The organism is Williamsia sp. Leaf354 (assembly GCF_001424365.1).
GTDB lineage: Bacteria > Actinomycetota > Actinomycetes > Mycobacteriales > Mycobacteriaceae > Williamsia_A.
Genome location: NZ_LMPL01000002.1, coordinates 661,312 through 677,137, shown reverse-complemented (window position 1 = coordinate 677,137; position 15,826 = coordinate 661,312). Strand labels below are relative to the sequence as shown.

General features: G+C 68.2%; 13 protein-coding genes and 2 tRNA genes. 12 read left to right on the top strand and 3 right to left on the bottom strand.

The window, feature by feature from the left end:
- Window positions 1-108 precede the first annotated feature (108 nt).
- The 5 genes from ASG12_RS11195 (at window position 109) to sthA (ending at window position 4,583) form a co-directional block, all read left to right on the top strand.
- Window positions 109-756: a mycothiol-dependent nitroreductase Rv2466c family protein gene (locus ASG12_RS11195; RefSeq protein WP_055789192.1), complete on the top strand. Its 648-nt coding sequence runs from the start codon at window positions 109-111 to the stop codon at window positions 754-756.
- A gap of 54 nt (window positions 757-810) precedes the next feature.
- Window positions 811-1,284: a ribose-5-phosphate isomerase gene (locus tag ASG12_RS11190; RefSeq protein ID WP_055789190.1), complete on the top strand. Its 474-nt coding sequence runs from the start codon at window positions 811-813 to the stop codon at window positions 1,282-1,284.
- A gap of 7 nt (window positions 1,285-1,291) precedes the next feature.
- Window positions 1,292-2,086, top strand: a complete 795-nt coding sequence (locus tag ASG12_RS11185) for an Fpg/Nei family DNA glycosylase (RefSeq protein WP_055789187.1) — start codon at window positions 1,292-1,294, stop codon at window positions 2,084-2,086.
- A 76-nt stretch (window positions 2,087-2,162) separates the two neighbouring features.
- Entirely contained in the window at window positions 2,163-3,032 is an 870-nt protein-coding gene (locus ASG12_RS11180; protein ID WP_055789184.1) for a PE-PPE domain-containing protein, read from the top strand.
- Window positions 3,033-3,149: 117 nt separating this feature from the next.
- The gene (sthA, locus tag ASG12_RS11175) at window positions 3,150-4,583 is read left to right on the top strand and encodes a Si-specific NAD(P)(+) transhydrogenase (RefSeq protein ID WP_055789181.1); all 1,434 of its coding nucleotides are present in this window, start codon (window positions 3,150-3,152) and stop codon (window positions 4,581-4,583) included.
- Window positions 4,584-4,679: 96 nt separating this feature from the next.
- Here sthA and ASG12_RS11170 read toward each other — a convergent pair whose 3' ends face one another.
- The gene (locus ASG12_RS11170) at window positions 4,680-5,366 is read right to left on the bottom strand and encodes a L,D-transpeptidase (protein WP_055789178.1); all 687 of its coding nucleotides are present in this window, start codon (window positions 5,364-5,366) and stop codon (window positions 4,680-4,682) included.
- Window positions 5,367-5,669: 303 nt separating this feature from the next.
- Here ASG12_RS11170 and ASG12_RS11165 point away from each other — a divergent pair.
- From ASG12_RS11165 to ASG12_RS11135, 7 genes are all read left to right on the top strand, one after another.
- Window positions 5,670-5,740 (top strand) — tRNA-Gly (locus ASG12_RS11165).
- 169 nt (window positions 5,741-5,909) lie between these two features.
- A tRNA-Pro gene (locus ASG12_RS11160) sits at window positions 5,910-5,983 on the top strand.
- A 109-nt stretch (window positions 5,984-6,092) separates the two neighbouring features.
- Window positions 6,093-7,505, top strand: a complete 1,413-nt coding sequence (tig, locus tag ASG12_RS11155; protein ID WP_055789177.1) for a trigger factor — start codon at window positions 6,093-6,095, stop codon at window positions 7,503-7,505.
- A 183-nt stretch (window positions 7,506-7,688) separates the two neighbouring features.
- Window positions 7,689-8,300, top strand: coding sequence for an ATP-dependent Clp protease proteolytic subunit (locus ASG12_RS11150; RefSeq protein ID WP_045822382.1), 612 nt, complete (start codon window positions 7,689-7,691; stop codon window positions 8,298-8,300).
- A gap of 65 nt (window positions 8,301-8,365) precedes the next feature.
- Window positions 8,366-9,037 carry an ATP-dependent Clp protease proteolytic subunit gene (locus ASG12_RS11145; RefSeq protein WP_045822383.1) on the top strand — a complete coding sequence of 224 codons (672 nt, stop codon included), beginning with the start codon at window positions 8,366-8,368 and terminating at the stop codon, window positions 9,035-9,037.
- A gap of 262 nt (window positions 9,038-9,299) precedes the next feature.
- A complete protein-coding gene (clpX, locus tag ASG12_RS11140) occupies window positions 9,300-10,580 on the top strand; it encodes an ATP-dependent Clp protease ATP-binding subunit ClpX (RefSeq protein ID WP_055789597.1) in 1,281 nt (426 codons plus the stop codon).
- Between the two features lie 84 nt (window positions 10,581-10,664).
- Window positions 10,665-12,644 carry a S9 family peptidase gene (locus tag ASG12_RS11135; protein ID WP_082501917.1) on the top strand — a complete coding sequence of 660 codons (1,980 nt, stop codon included), beginning with the start codon at window positions 10,665-10,667 and terminating at the stop codon, window positions 12,642-12,644.
- A 19-nt stretch (window positions 12,645-12,663) separates the two neighbouring features.
- On the opposite strand, the gene fdhD is transcribed toward ASG12_RS11135, so the two are convergent.
- Together fdhD and ASG12_RS11125 are read right to left on the bottom strand one after the other, a co-directional pair.
- The gene (fdhD, locus tag ASG12_RS11130) at window positions 12,664-13,485 is read right to left on the bottom strand and encodes a formate dehydrogenase accessory sulfurtransferase FdhD (protein ID WP_055789168.1); all 822 of its coding nucleotides are present in this window, start codon (window positions 13,483-13,485) and stop codon (window positions 12,664-12,666) included.
- A complete protein-coding gene (locus ASG12_RS11125; protein WP_055789166.1) occupies window positions 13,485-15,815 on the bottom strand; it encodes an FdhF/YdeP family oxidoreductase in 2,331 nt (776 codons plus the stop codon). Before ASG12_RS11125 ends, fdhD begins: the two co-directional genes overlap by 1 nt.
- Between the last annotated feature and the right edge of the window lie 11 nt (window positions 15,816-15,826).

Here is a 15,826-nt window from a genome sequence, read left to right as displayed (position 1 = left end):
CAGGGGCGACGGCGGGGTCGGGAATGCCGACCGGCGCTCGCCGTTGACTCTCACGAGACGTTTGGCAGAGTCCACTGGCATGCGCACGCCCCGACGTGAGGAGTTTTGATGAGCACCACCGCTGAGCAGACGACCGACACCACCGGCTCCACGGGACGCGACCGCGTCGACTTCTGGCTCGACCCGTTGTGCCCCTGGTGCTGGATCACCTCGCGCTGGATCCTCGAGGTCGAGAAGGTCCGCGACATCGATGTCGAGTTCCACATCATGAGCCTCGCCGTCCTCAACGAGGGCAAGGACATCCCGGCCGACTACGCCGAGAAGCTCAAGGAGGCGTGGAAGCCGGTCCGCGTGCTGCAGGCGGCCGTCAACGCGCACGGCCACGAGGTCCTCGACCCGCTCTACACCGCCATGGGCACACAGATCCACAACAACGGTGTCGACGACTTCGAGAAGGCGATCGCCGCATCGCTGGCCGACGCCGGGCTGCCCGCCGAACTCGCGAAGGCCGCCGACTCCGGCGAGTTCGACGACGCGATCCGGAAGAGCCACCACGAGGGCATGGACGCCGTCGGCGACGACGTGGGCACACCGACCATCCACATCAACAACGTCGCCTTCTTCGGCCCGGTGCTCTCGCGTATCCCGCGCGGCGACGACGCCGGACGTGTGTGGGACGGCGCCGTGGCGCTGGCGAGCTACCCGCACTTCTTCGAACTCAAGCGCAGCCGCGACGAGGGACCGCAGTTCGACTGAGCAGTCCCCGGCCACCGTGTGATCGGCCCCCGATGACCTGGCATGCTGTAGCGCATGCGCGTCTACCTGGGGGCCGATCACGCCGGCTTCGAACTCAAGAACCAGATCCTCGACCACCTCACCGCCGCGGGCCACGAGGTGACCGATTGCGGTGCCCACACCTACGACGCCCAGGACGACTACCCGGCGTTCTGTGTGGCGGCAGCTCTCGCGACCGTCGCCGACGACGGCAGCCTGGGCATCGTGCTCGGCGGTAGCGGTAACGGCGAGCAGATCGCGGCCAACAAGGTGCCCGGCGCCCGATGCGCGCTCGCCTGGAGCGTGGAGACCGCGCAGTTGGCCCGTCAGCACAACAACGCCCAGCTGATCGGTATCGGCGGGCGCATGCATTCCACCGACGAGGCGCTCGCCATCGTCGACGCGTTCCTCGCCACGCCGTGGTCGGAGGAACCGCGCCACCAGCGTCGCATCGACATCCTCGCCGACTACGAGCGAACGGGACAGGCCCCCGCCCTGCCCGCGAACTGAGCGTCGTATGCCCGAGGGCCATACGATCCACCGGCTCGCGCGTCTGCACCACCGTCGCTATCGCGGCCAACAGCTGGCGGTGTCGAGCCCGCAGGGGCGTTTCGTCGCCGAGGCCGAACGCCTCGACGGCCAACACTTCACCCGGGCCGAGGCGTGGGGCAAACATCTTGTGCACCACTACGACTCGGGCGACATGGTGCACATCCACCTCGGGCTCTACGGCAAGTTCTCCGATGTCAAGGCGCCCATGCCGCCACCGGTCGGTCAGGTCCGTCTGCGTATCGAGGGCGACGATCACGGCGGTGACCTCCGTGGTCCCACCGCCTGCGAGATGTTCACGCCCGAGGACCTCGATGCCCTTGTCGCCCGGTTGGGTCCCGATCCGCTGCGCAAGGACGCCGACCCCGACAAGGCGTTCGCGCGGATCCACAAGTCCCGTCGCGCGCTCGGCGCGATGCTGATGGACCAGAAGGTCATCGCCGGAATCGGCAACGTGTATCGCGCCGAGGTGCTGTTCCGTGCGAACGTACACCCGATGCGACCGGGTACCGCGGTCGATCACCGTGTCTGGCAGAAGATGTGGGACGACACCGTCGAACTGATGGATGTCGGGGTGCGGCGCGGCAAGATCATCACCATCCGGTCCGAGGACGACCACGGCACACCGGGTATGCGCGGCCGTCCGCGCAGCTATGTGTATCGCCGTCGCGGCGAGCCCTGCCGGATCTGCGGGAACACGATCCTCGGCGAGGTGATGGAGGGCCGCAACCTGTTCTGGTGCCCCTCCTGCCAGCCGGATTGACCGTCGCACGCACTGCCAGCCGATCCTCAGAGTCCTCGGACCCGATCTCTCAGGTCCGGGGTCGAGTATCGGTCCCATGACCACAGTGACCGTCCTCGCCGTCGGCGGGACCGGGGAGTCCTGGCCCGACGACCCTCGCACCGACCTCACCGGTCTGCTCGCCGAGGTGGGCGCCCACCTCGACCACCGGTTCCGGTGCCGCTGGGTGGGCTACCCGTCGAGCTACGGCCCCGTACCCCAGCGCGACGGGATGAGCTTCGCCGAGTCGGTCGCCGTCGGATCGGCGCGGCTGCAGGCCGCGATGGCTGCGGTCGACGGACCGGTCATGCTCATCGGCTATTCGCAGGGATGTGTGGTCATCCGCGATGCGCTGTCGCGTGCCCGGCGCAGCCGACGCGACCTCTCGACGGTGCTCGGCGTGGGGCTCGTCGCCGACCCGCATCAGCCGCCGGGCGCGGTCGCCGGGTGCGAGGGATTCGGGATCGCCGGTCCCGGTCCCGCGCTGCCGCCGGACATCGCGACGATGTGGATCGCCGATCCGAACGACATGATCTGCAACGCCAGCGACGACTCTCTGATCCGCGACATCGCCGATCTCACCAGCGCACTGTCGTTGCGGGATGTCGCAGCCTGGATGCGGCGCATCGGTCAGACCCTGCGCACCAACGCCTTTCAGAACGCGGCGCGCACCGCGATCCGCCCACGGCAATGGCGTCGGGACATCACCCGCATCCGGACGGCGCTGGTCGAGATCGCGGCGTACCTGCCCGCGGTCATCATGTGGCACGGCATCACCATCATCAACCGCCGCGGCGGCCGCCATGTCGCCTACGGGTCGGAGCCGTTGGGCGGTCGCGGTGACCTCTGCGGCTGTGAGGTGTTGGCGCAGTGGATGCAGGTGCAGGCCACCTTCTCCGCCGACCGGCAGTTGCCGCGCAGCGCCTGAGGCGGAACGGGAGACGCGGGACGTCAGAATTCACGTCCACGACATGTGGCGGCGTCCGAACTGGGTGACACTGGGCCGGTCTGTGCGTGTCGCCTGTCACCGAAGCGGAGTGCAACTGTGGATCACTACGACCTCGTCGTCATCGGATCGGGCCCGGCGGGCCAGAAGGCCGCGATCGCCGCGGCCAAGCTGGGTAAACGCGCAGCGGTGGTCGAACGTCGCGACATGGTGGGCGGGGTCTGCATCAACACCGGCACCGTGCCCTCGAAGACCATGCGCGAGGCGGTCCTCTACCTCACGGGTTTGAGCCAGCGGGAGCTCTACGGCCAGTCCTACCGTCTGAAGTCCGACATCACCGTCACCGATCTCTCGGCGCGCACCCAGCACGTGGTGGCCAAGGAGATCGACGTCATCCAGAGTCAGCTGACGCGGAATCGGGTGGCGTTGCTCATCGGCAACGCGCGCTTCACGGGTCCGAACGAGATCGCCGTCGACGGTCCCGACGGAGAGCGCAAGGTGGTGACGGCCGATCACGTCGTCATCGCCGTCGGCACCCGGCCCGCGCGTCCGTCGACGGTGGAGTTCGACGGCGCGACCATCGTCGACTCCGACCAGATCCTCGGCATGGATCACGTGCCGCAGTCGATGGTCGTCGTCGGCGCCGGGGTGATCGGCATCGAGTACGCCTCCATGTTCGCCGCGCTCGGCACCAAGGTCACCGTCGTCGAGAAGCGGCCCCACATGCTCGACTTCTGTGACCGCGAGATCGTCGAGGCGTTGCAGTACCAACTGCGCGAACGGGGCGTGACCTTCCGGTTCTCGGAATCGGTGAAGACGGTGGAGAAGCACCCCCAGGGCACCCTCACGATCCTGGAGTCGGGCAAGAAGATCCCCGCGGGCTGTGTGCTGTACTCCGCGGGCCGTCAGGGGGTGACCGACGAACTCGGTGTCGAAGAGGCCGGGCTCACCGGCAACGACCGCGGCCGGCTGGAGGTCAACGAGTTCTTCCAGACCGAGGTCGACCACATCTACGCCGTCGGCGACGTCATCGGCTTCCCCGCGCTCGCGGCGACGTCGATGGAGCAGGGGCGGCGCGCGGCGTACCACGCCTTCGGCGAGCCGATCGGCAACGGCACGGGGATCCAGCCCATCGGCATCTACTCGATCCCCGAGGTGAGTTACGTCGGGAAGACCGAGGAGGAGTTGACCGCCGACACCGTCCCGTTCGAGGTGGGTGTCGCGCGGTACCGAGAACTCGCCCGCGGTGCGATCATGGGCGACTCCCACGGGCTTCTGAAGTTGCTCGTCCACGCCCACGATCGCACCCTGCTCGGCGTGCACGTGTTCGGCAGCAACGCAGCCGAACTCGTCCACATCGGCCAGACGGTGATGGGGTGCGGTGGAACGGTCGACTACCTCGTCGACGCGGTGTTCAACTACCCGACGTTGGCCGAGGGATACAAGGTCGCCGCACTCGACGCGGTCAACAAGATGCGCGCGATCTCCCGTGTGACCGGGGAGGGCAACGGCCACGAACTCGGAGCGCACTGACCTCGCCCCGAGCCGAACGCCCTCCGCGGACGCCCACCCACGCGACGAGGCCCGACCGTGCATCACGGTCGGGCCTCGTTCGGTGGAGAAGGTGGGTCAGCTGCCCTGCACGTACTGACCACCCACGGTGCCGCGGACGACGATCGGCGTACCGGTGGGGAAGTTGTCGTAGATGTACTTGGCGTTCTCGGTGTTGAGGTTGATGCAGCCATGGCTGACGTTGGTCTTGCCCTGCTGCTCCACCGACCACGGGGCGGCGTGGGAGAAGATGCCGTCCCAGCTCATCCGGACCGCGTACTCGACGTAGGTGCGGTAGCCACCGGGGGAGTTCACGGGCACGCCGTAGGTCGACGAGTCCATGTACATGTCGCGGTACTTCTCCTTGGTGAAGTACGTGCCGTTCGGGGTGGGGTGCTCGTTGGAGCCCATCGAGATCGGCATCGTGCGCGTGACCTTGCCGTTGTGCCAGATCGTCAGGGTGTGCGTGGCGTCGTCGGCCAGTGCGATCCACCCGGTCTTGGTGGGCGCCGGCGGCGCGGGCTCGGCGGGCTCGGCCGGGGCCGGGGCGGGCTGGGGGGTGCTCGGGGCCGGCGGCGCCGGGAGCAGCGGCTTGAGGAAGTCCGGCACGGGCACACCCGGCAGGCCGGGGATGGTCGGTGTGGGTGCGGCGGGCGCGGCCATCGCCGCGGTCGGGACCGCCACGAGGGCGATCACGACACCCATCAGCACGGTGAGCACGCGGCGCACGGTGTGGGCACGGCGGGTGGACCTGGGAGTCAGCACGAGTTCGAAACCTGTCCTTCGATCGGATACGGGTGTACTGCGCGAGACCCCACGCGCTCGTCCATGGTGACACGGACCGCGGACTGCGCCCAACCCAGACTGTGTCTGATTCGTTACAGGAGTGTTGTCATGCGGCTCGTGAGACGCACGTGACAGCACATGCAGGTGCAACTCCTGGGAGACGCGTGTCACACGAGACGGGCGGAAACCGCCTCGTCGAGGATTTCGGATCGGCCACACCCACGCGGTACAGTCGCTTCCGCACGCGACGCCGGTGGCGATCCCACCCGGCGTGGTGTGCTCGCGGGTGTAGCTCAATGGTAGAGCCCTAGTCTTCCAAACTAGCTACGCGGGTTCGATTCCCGTCACCCGCTCACGTGACCACACAGGCGCCGATCGCACCGCGATACGGCGCCTGTGTCATGTCGGCCGTCGCACCGCGTCGTGAGGCGATTCCCGAGGTCGCACCGCGGCAACGTAGTATTTGCGCTCGGTGTCTGCGAGGACTGCGAGCCTTCTTCTCCGCTGTGGCACCGGCGAGTCCGGGATGTGGCGCAGCTTGGTAGCGCATCCGCTTTGGGAGCGGAGGGTCGCAGGTTCGAATCCTGTCATCCCGACGACAGATGGATCCCCGGGCGAGAACCCCGACGCGTCTGCGTCCGGACCAGACCCCTGGCCCGGAGACCCCAGACCCGTACCACCGTCATCACACAAGGAGTCAAGTTCGTGAAGAGCACTGTCGAGCAGCTGAGCCCGACGCGCGTGAAACTCAATGTCGAGGTCCCGTTCGAGGAGCTCGAGAAGGATTTCGCCCGCGCCTACAAGTCGTTGGCCCAGCAGATCCGCATCCCCGGCTTCCGTCCGGGTAAGGCCCCCGCCAAGCTCATCGAGGCACGGGTCGGCCGCGATTCGGTGCTCGCGCAGGTCGTCAACGACGCGCTCCCGGGCAAGTACTCCGAGGCCATCGCCGAGACCGAGACCAACCCGATCGGCCAGCCCGACATCGACCTCTCCGAACTCGAGTACGGCAAGTCGATCACCTTCACCGCCGAGGTCGACGTCCGTCCCGACATCGCCCTGCCCGACTTCGCGTCGCTGTCGGTCGAGGTCGAGCCCGTCGAGGTCGACGACGCCGCGGTCACCGAGCAGTTCGACGCGTTGCGCGCTCGCTTCGGCACCCTGACCGGTGTCGAGCGCCCCGCGAAGGACGGCGACTTCGTCTCGATCGATCTCGCCGCCACCGTCGACGGCGCCGAGGTCGAGGAGGCCTCCACCACGGGCCTGTCCCACGAGGTCGGATCGGGTCAGCTCATCGACGGCCTCGACGAGGCACTCGTCGGCATGAGCACCGGTGAGGACAAGGTCTTCACCACCACGCTCGTCGCCGGCGAGCACAGCGGCTCCGAGGCCGAGGTGACCGTCACCGTGAACTCGGTCAAGGAGCGCGAGCTGCCCGAGGCCGACGACGAGTTCGCCCAGATGGCCAGCGAGTTCGACACCATCGACGAGCTGCGCGCGGACCTCACCGAGCGCGTCGGCCAGTCGAAGAAGATGGAGCAGGCGAGCGCGATCCGCGACGCGGTGCTCGAGAAGCTGCTCGACTCGGTCGAGGTGCCGCTGCCGCAGGGCGTCGTCGACGCCGAGGTCGAGAGCCAGATGCACCAGGTCGTCCACGCGTTCGATCACGACGACGACAAGGTCGCCGAGTTCCTGGCGCAGCAGGGGACCACCCGCGAGGAGTGGGAGACCGAGGCGCGCGAGGGTGCCGAGAAGTCGGTCCGGTCGCAGCTGCTGCTCGACGCGATCGCCGACGCCCGCGAGACCGTCGTCGGGCAGGACGAGCTGACCCAGCAGATCATGTTCCAGGCGCAGCGCTACGGCATGGCGCCCCAGGACTTCATCGCCCAGCTGCAGCAGGCCGGACAGGTGGGCGCGATCTACGCCGACGTCCGTCGCAGCAAGGCGCTCGCCGGCGTCATCGGTCTGGTGTCGGTCACCGACACCACCGGCGCGACCGTCGACACCGCCGAGTTCTTCGGCGGCGGCGAGGACGCCGACTCCGAGGGCGACACCCCCGGGGTCGAGAGTGCCGGGACCGAGCAGGCAGAGGCCTCGGCGAAAGAGCCCGAGACCAGCTAGGACCACCGACGACAGCGGTCACCGATGTGTTCCGCTGTCAGCGAATAGGGGCGGCTCCGACGACTCGGGGCCGCCCCTGTTCGTTAGTGTCGACTACGAGCACTCCCGCACAACGATCTCGTGCACGGCGCCCCGTGCGCCGACCCTCGAGATCTCTCCCGACCTCTTTCGAAAGTAGGAATCGTGACCGAGTCGAAGATCCACACGCCTGCGATGAGCTCGGGTGTCACCGCGAGCTCGGGCATGTCCGGCCTGAACCTGAGCGACTCGGTCTTCGAGCGCCTGCTGCGCGAGCGGATCATCTTCCTCGGCACCCAGGTCGACGACGACATCGCCAACCGGCTGTGCGCCCAGATCCTCCTGCTCGCCGCCGAGGACAGCACCAAGGACATCAACCTCTACATCAACTCGCCCGGCGGGTCGGTCACCGCGGGCATGGCGATCTTCGACACCATGCAGCTCGCGCAGTGCGATGTCGCGACCTACGCGATGGGCATGGCCGCCTCGATGGGCCAGTTCCTCCTCGCCGCCGGCGCGAAGGGCAAGCGTCACGCCCTGCCGCACGCGCGGATCATGATGCACCAGCCGTCGGCGGGCATCGGTGGCACCGCGGCCGACATCGCCATCCAGGCCGAGCAGTTCGCGCTGACGAAGAAAGAGATGAACCGCCTCAACGCCGAGTTCACCGGACAGCCGCTCGAGAAGATCGAGGCCGACGCCGACCGTGACAAGTGGTTCACCGCAGAGGCGGCCAAGGAGTACGGATTCGTCGACCACGTGATCTCGCGGGCCTGACCGACCGCGACCCGACTCCACCCACGCCCCGCGCGCATCGCCGCCCAGAGAACCTCGGAGAAACCATGAGCAACGTGTTCGGATCCACCCCCAGTCCCGCAGGCGTGGCCGCCGCCGGACTCCAGAGTCGCTACATCCTGCCCTCGTTCATCGAGCACACCCCCAACGGGATGCGGGAGTACAACCCGTACGCCAAGTTGTTCGAGGAGCGCATCGTCTTCCTCGGCACCCCGATCGACGAGACCGTGTCGAACGACATCATGGCGCAGCTGCTGGTGCTCGAGTCGCAGGATCCCGACCGCGACATCACCATGTACATCAACTCGCCCGGTGGCAGCGTGCCCGCGATGCTGGCGATCTACGACACCATGCAGTACGTCCACTGCGACATCGTGACGGTCTGCCTCGGTGAGGCCGCCTCGGCCGCGGCGGTCCTGCTCGCCGCGGGCACCCCCGGCAAGCGCGCCGCCCTGCCGAACGCCACGGTGCTCATCCACCAGCCGCGCACCGGCGGTTCGTACCAGGGCCAGGTGTCCGACCTCGAGATCCAGGCCGCCGAGATCGAGCGCATCCGCCGCCTCCTCGACGAGATCCTGTCCGGTCACACCAGCCAGGACCCCGACAAGATCCGCCGCGACACCGACCGCGACAACATCCTCACCGCGGCGCAGGCCAAGGAATACGGGATCATCGACGAGGTCTTCGAGTACCGCAAGAAGTCCGCACGCCGGAGCTGACGGTCCACAGCTCTCGGGCGACACGCCGGGTGCGCAGCGGTTGCGCCCGGCGTGGTCGCGCAGGGGTGATCCTGTACGCCTGGGACCACTGAGAACTCGTGTTCCCCACCCGTGTCGGCCCTCGCCGACGCGGTCATGACAAAAGTGTTTATCGGTCGAAGTTCGGTCGGCCCGCGGGTACGGTCGTCCATACTGACGCCAGGTCGGTTCGCCCGACGCGATGCCCATCGCGCCGGTGCACAAGGAAGAGGTACAGCACACGATGGCGCGAATCGGAGACGGTGGCGATCTGCTGAAGTGCTCGTTCTGCGGAAAGAGCCAGAAGCAGGTCAAGAAGCTCATCGCGGGTCCCGGCGTGTACATCTGCGACGAGTGCATCGACCTGTGCAACGAGATCATCGAGGAGGAGCTCGCCGAGTCGAGCGACGTCAAGCTCGACGAGCTGCCCAAGCCCTCGGAGATCCGCGACTTCCTCGAGAACTACGTCATCGGCCAGGACACCGCGAAGCGCACCCTGGCGGTGGCCGTCTACAACCACTACAAGCGCATCCAGGCCGGTGACCGCAAGGACTCGCGTGGCGGCGAGGCCGTCGAACTGGCGAAGTCGAACATCCTCATGCTCGGTCCCACCGGCTGTGGCAAGACCTACCTCGCGCAGACGCTGGCGAAGATGCTCAACGTGCCGTTCGCCATCGCCGACGCAACCGCGCTCACCGAGGCCGGCTACGTCGGTGAAGACGTCGAGAACATCCTGCTGAAGCTGATCCAGGCCGCCGACTACGACGTGAAGCGCGCCGAGACCGGCATCATCTACATCGACGAGGTTGACAAGATCGCCCGCAAGAGCGAGAACCCGTCGATCACCCGCGACGTCAGCGGCGAGGGCGTGCAGCAGGCGCTGCTGAAGATCCTCGAGGGCACCCAGGCCTCGGTTCCCCCGCAGGGCGGTCGCAAGCATCCGCACCAGGAATTCATCCAGATCGACACCACGAACGTGCTCTTCATCGTGGCCGGCGCGTTCGCCGGTCTCGAGCGCATCGTGTCCGATCGAATCGGCAAGCGCGGCATCGGATTCGGCACCGAGGTGGCGAAGAAGAACGACGACGAGATGACCGACGCGTTCGCCGAGGTCATGCCCGAGGACCTCATCAAATTCGGTCTCATCCCCGAGTTCATCGGCCGCCTGCCCGTCGTGGCATCGGTGACCAACCTCGACAAGGAGTCGTTGGTCTCCATCCTCTCGACCCCCAAGAACGCGCTGGTGAAGCAATACGTGCGTCTGTTCGACATGGACGGCGTCGAGCTCGAGTTCACCCCCGACGCCCTCGAGGCCGTGGCCGACCAGGCCATCCACCGGGGCACCGGCGCCCGCGGTCTTCGCGCCATCATGGAAGAGGTCCTGCTCCCGGTGATGTACGACATCCCCAGCCGCGACGACGTCGCCAAGGTGGTCGTCACCGGAGAGACGGTGCGCGACAACGTGTTGCCGACCATCGTGCCGCGCAAGCCGCGTCGCGACGAACGGCGTGACAAGACCGCGTAGTCTCGCGGCGTGACGCACGCCGAGAAATCAGACTTCGCCGATCTCGATCGCTACATCTCCCTGCCCCGCGTGAGCGGGCTGGTGATGTCACCCGACGGCCGTCGGCTCGTCACCACCGTCGCCACCCTCGACGACGCCTCCACGAAGTACGTCTCGGCCCTGTGGCAGATCGACCCCACCGGCGACACGTCTGCCCATCGCCTCACCCGGGGCGCCGACAGTGCCACCGCACCCACCTTCGACGGCACCGGCGCCCTGTGGTTCATCCGAAAGTCCGCGCAGGATCCCGATGCGGACCCGCAGGCCGCCCTCTGGCGCCTGCCGACGGTCGGCGAGGCCGAGCGGGTCGCACAACGCCCGGGCGGTGTCGCATCGATCGTCACCGCGACCGCGAGCGACCGGGTGCTCGTCCTTGCCGACGTGCTCTCCCGCACACCGGACACCGACGCCGAGGTCCGTGAACGCCGGCAGACGACGACCACGTCGGCGATCCTGCACGATCGCTACCCGGTACGCCTCTGGGACGCCGATCTCGGACCGGGGCGACCGCACCTGTTCGACGTCGCGCACGACGGCCGGCTCGATCCCGTCGTCACGCGACCGGGCGCAGCCCTACGCGAGGCGCACGTCGCGATCGCACCCGACGGCGACGTCGCGGTCGCCACCTGGCGAACCGGCGCGCCCCAGGCAGCGACGCGAACCGCATTGGTGCGCATCGATCTTCGCGCCGACACACCGACCGAGCCGGTGACCCTGCGTGCCGATCCCGACGTCGACTTCTTCGCGCCGACGATCTCGCCGGACGGTACGCGGGTCGCGTTCGTCTCGGAGTCGGTGACCACCCCCACCACCGCACCGGTGATCAGGGTCGGCATCATCGACCTCGCCACGGGCGTGGTCACCGATCCGGCCGCGAACTGGGACCGATGGCCCACCGCGGTGTCGTGGTCGGCGGACGGAACGGCGTTGTTCGTCACCGCCGATGACGACGGCCGGGGGCAGGTGTTCATGATCGACGCGACGGGTCGCGAGGACCGCGAACCCGTGCGCGCGGTGACATCCACCGATCACTGCTACAGCGATGTGTGCGTACACCCCGACGGCACAACGCTGTTCGCGCTGCGCAGCTCGCCCGCCGAGCCGCCGCACGTGGTGCGCATTGACATCGCCGGCGGTGGGGTCACCCCGCTGCCCGGGCCCGCCGAACTCCCGGCGCTGCCCGGCACCCTGGAGGAGCTGCGCACCCAGACCATCGACGGCACGCCCCTGCGGGCATGGCTCGCGCTGCCGCACGGCGCGAGCGAGCAGGCGCGGGTTCCGCTGCTGCTGTGGGTGCACGGGGGACCGCTGGCGTCGTGGAACGCGTGGTCCTGGCGGTGGAACCCGTGGATCGCCGTCGCGGCGGGCTACGCGGTCGTGCTGCCCGACCCGGCCCTGTCGACGGGATACGGGCAGAACTTCATCCAGCGCGGCTGGGGGAGTTGGGGCTTCGAGCCGTACACCGACCTCATGGCGGTGACCGACGCCGCCGAGGCCGACCCCCGCATCGCGTCCGAGCGGTCGGCGCTCATGGGCGGATCGTTCGGCGGGTACATGGCGAACTGGATCGCCGGGCACACCGACCGGTTCCGGGCCGTGATCACGCACGCGAGCCTCTGGGCGCTCGACCAGTTCGGGCCGACCACCGACGGCGCCGACTACTGGTCGCGGGAGATGTCGCCGGAGATGGCGGTCGAGAACTCGCCCCACCTCTACGTCGCCGACATCGTGACCCCGATGCTCGTCATCCACGGCGACAAGGACTATCGCGTCCCGGTGGGGGAGTCGCTGCGACTCTGGTACGAGCTTCTCTCCGAATCGGGACTGCCCGCCGCGGACGACGGGACGACCGTCCACCGGTTCCTGTACTTCCCCGACGAGAACCACTGGATCCTCAAGCCCCAGAACGCGATCATCTGGTACCGGGTGGTGCTGGCCTTCCTCGCGCAGCACGTGCGGGGCGAGACCGTCGACCTGCCCGACGTCCTCGGTGACGTCGAGATCGCGCCGCACGACCCGCACTGACCGTGCGACGCGCGACCGCTCAGGCCCCGATGACGCGCTGCGGGGCGGAGTAGACGTTCATCGACGCGCCGCGCAGGAAGCCGACCACGGTGAGATCGAGCTCGGCACCGAGGTGGGCGGCGAGCGACGACGGCGCCGACACCGCCGCGATGATCGGGATACCCGCCATCACCGACTTCTGCACCAGTTCGAACGACACCCGGCTCGACATCATCGCCACGGTGTGGCGCAACGGGATCCGTCCCTCCCGCAGAGCCCACCCGACGGCCTTGTCGAGAGCGTTGTGGCGCCCGACGTCCTCGCGGACCACCAGCAGGGTCCCGTCGGTGTCGAAGAGTGCGGCGGCGTGGGTTCCGCCGGTCGCGGTGAAGGTGGCCTGCGCCGACCGCAGCCGGTCGGGTAGGGCGCCCAGTGCCTCGACGCCGATCGACGAGTCGTCGATGGAGAGGTCGAACCGTGAGGTGGCACGGATGTCGTCGATGGCCGACGATCCGCACACCCCGCACGCCGAGTTCGACACGAACGCCCGCGGCCGCGGCGCGATCGACACGCCGTCGGCCGGGGTCACGTCGATCACGTTGTAGGTGTTCGCCCCCGCGTCGTCCACTCCGTCGCAGTAGCGGATGGTGGCGATGTCGTCGACCGATCCGATCAGCCCCTCCGACAACAGGAATCCGTGCACGAGGTCGATGTCGGCGCCGGGTGTGCGCATCGTGACCGTGAGCGCCCGACCGCCGATGCGGATCTCGAGGGGTTCCTCGACGGCGAGTGTGTCCGGTCGGGTGGCGTCGAGTTCCCCGCGGATCCGGCGGACCGGTACCCGGGTGGTGACGCGACCCATCAGGCGGCGATCAGACGCACCGTGATCCCCTTCGACACCGGCGTGTTCGACTTCACGGCCACGTGATCGAGGGGGACGAGGGGGTTCGTCTCGGGGTAGTAGGCGGCGGCGTTGCCGCGCGGGGTCGAGTACGCGACCACGGTGAACCCGTCGATCCGGCGTTCCTCGACACCGCTGTCGGTCGCGAACTCCGAGACGATCGACACCGACTGCCCGTCGCGCAGACCGAGTTCGGTCAGATCGTCGCCGTTGACGAGCACCACGCGACGGTTGCCCTTGATCCCGCGGTAGCGGTCGTCGTGGCCGTAGATGGTGGTGTTGTACTGGTCGTGGCTGCGCATCGTCTGCAGGATCAGTCGTCCGGCAGGCGTGGGGAGCCACTGCAGCGGGTTCACCGTCAGCACGGCTTTGCCGCTGTCGGTGGGGAACTCGCGGTCGTCACGCGGCGGGTGGGGCAGCAGGAAGCCGTCGGGCTGGCGCACCCGGGTGTTGAAGTCGGTGAACCCCGGCACCACGTTCGCGACGTGGTCGCGGATCACGTCGTAGTCGTCGGCCATGGCCGACCAGTCGACGGGATGGCCTGTACCGAGCACCTTCTCGGCGAGCTGGCAGATGATGGCCACCTCGCTGCGCAGCTCCTCGCTCGCCGGTCGCAGCGATCCGCGCGACAGATGCACCGATCCCATCGAGTCCTCGACGGTGACCTTCTGCTTCTGGCCGGCCCGCATGTCGCGGTCGGTGCGGCCCAGCGTCGGCAGGATGAGCGCGATCGATCCGGTGGCGAGATGCGACGCGTTGAGCTTGGTGCTCACCTGCACGGTCAGTCGACACCGTCCCAGGGCCGCGCGGGTGACCTCGGTGTCGGGTGTGGCCGAGACGAAGTTGCCGCCCATCGACATGAACATCGACACCTTGCCGTCACGCATGGCGCGGATGGAATCGACGACGTCCCAACCGTGTTCGCGGGGGCTGGTGATACCGAACTCGGCATCGACCGCGGCGAGGAAGGCCTCGTCCATCTGCTCCCAGATGCCCATGGTCCGGTCGCCCTGGACGTTCGAGTGTCCGCGCACCGGGCAGACACCGGCGCCGGGCTTGCCGATCATGCCGCGCAGCAGCAGCGTGTTGGTGACCTCCTCGATGGTGGCGACGGCGTGCGCGTGTTGGGTCAGCCCCATGGCCCAGCAGACGATGATGCGTTCCGACGACGCCCACCGGTCGGCGAACTCCTCGATCTGCCGCAGCGACAACCCGGTCGCCTCGACGATCTCGTCCATGTCGGTGTCGGCGAGAGTGGCGACGTAATCGTCGACGCCCTCGCAGTAGGTGTCGAGGAACTCGGTGTCGAACACCGTTCCCGGCGCGGCCTTCTCGGCACGGTGGAGCAGTGTCGCGAGACCGCGGAACAGCGCCATGTCGCCACCGAGCCGGATCTGCAGGAACTCGTCGGCCATGGTGGTGCCGGAACCGACGACACCGTTGACGCGCTGTGGGTCCTTGAACCGCATCAACCCGGCCTCGGGCAGCGGGTTGACCGCGACGATCGTCGCGCCCTTGCGCTTGGCCGCGTCGAGGATCGACAGCATCCGAGGATGGTTGGTGCCCGGGTTCTGCCCGGCGATGACGATGAGGTCGGCGTTCTCGACGTCGAGCACCGACACCGATCCCTTGCCGATGCCGATCGTGGTCGACAGCGCATGGCCCGACGACTCGTGGCACATGTTGGAGCAGTCGGGCAGGTTGTTGGTGCCGAGGCTGCGGGCGAGCAGCTGGTAGGTGAACGCGGCCTCGTTGCTCGTGCGACCCGACGTGTAGAACACCGACTCGTCGGGTGAGGACTGCGCGGCGAGTTCGTCGGCGATGAGGGCGTAGGCGTCGTCCCAGTCGATCGGGCGGTAGTGGGTGTCGCCCTCGCGCAACACCATCGGATGGGTCAGCCGACCCTGCTGCGACAGCCAGTACTCGGTGCGGTCACGCAGCGAATCCACGCTGTGCGCGGCGAAGAACTCCGGCGTCACGGTGCGACGGGTCGCCTCCTCGGCCACCGCCTTCGCGCCGTTCTCGCAGAACTCGGCGTGCTTGCGTCCGCCCGGCTTCTCCGGCCACGCGCATCCCGGGCAGTCGAACCCGTCGCGCTGGTTGAGCTCGAGGAACGTGCGCGCGGTGCGCAGTGGACCCATCTGGGTGAACCCGCGTTGCATCGACACCGCCACCGCGGGCACGCCCGCCGCGTAGGACTTGCGGTGTCCGATCCGTGTGGTCGTCGGCTCGTCGACGTCGGTCTCGGTCGCTTCTGCGGCGCCGGTGGGATCGGATTCGATGGAAGTCATTCCTCCATAGT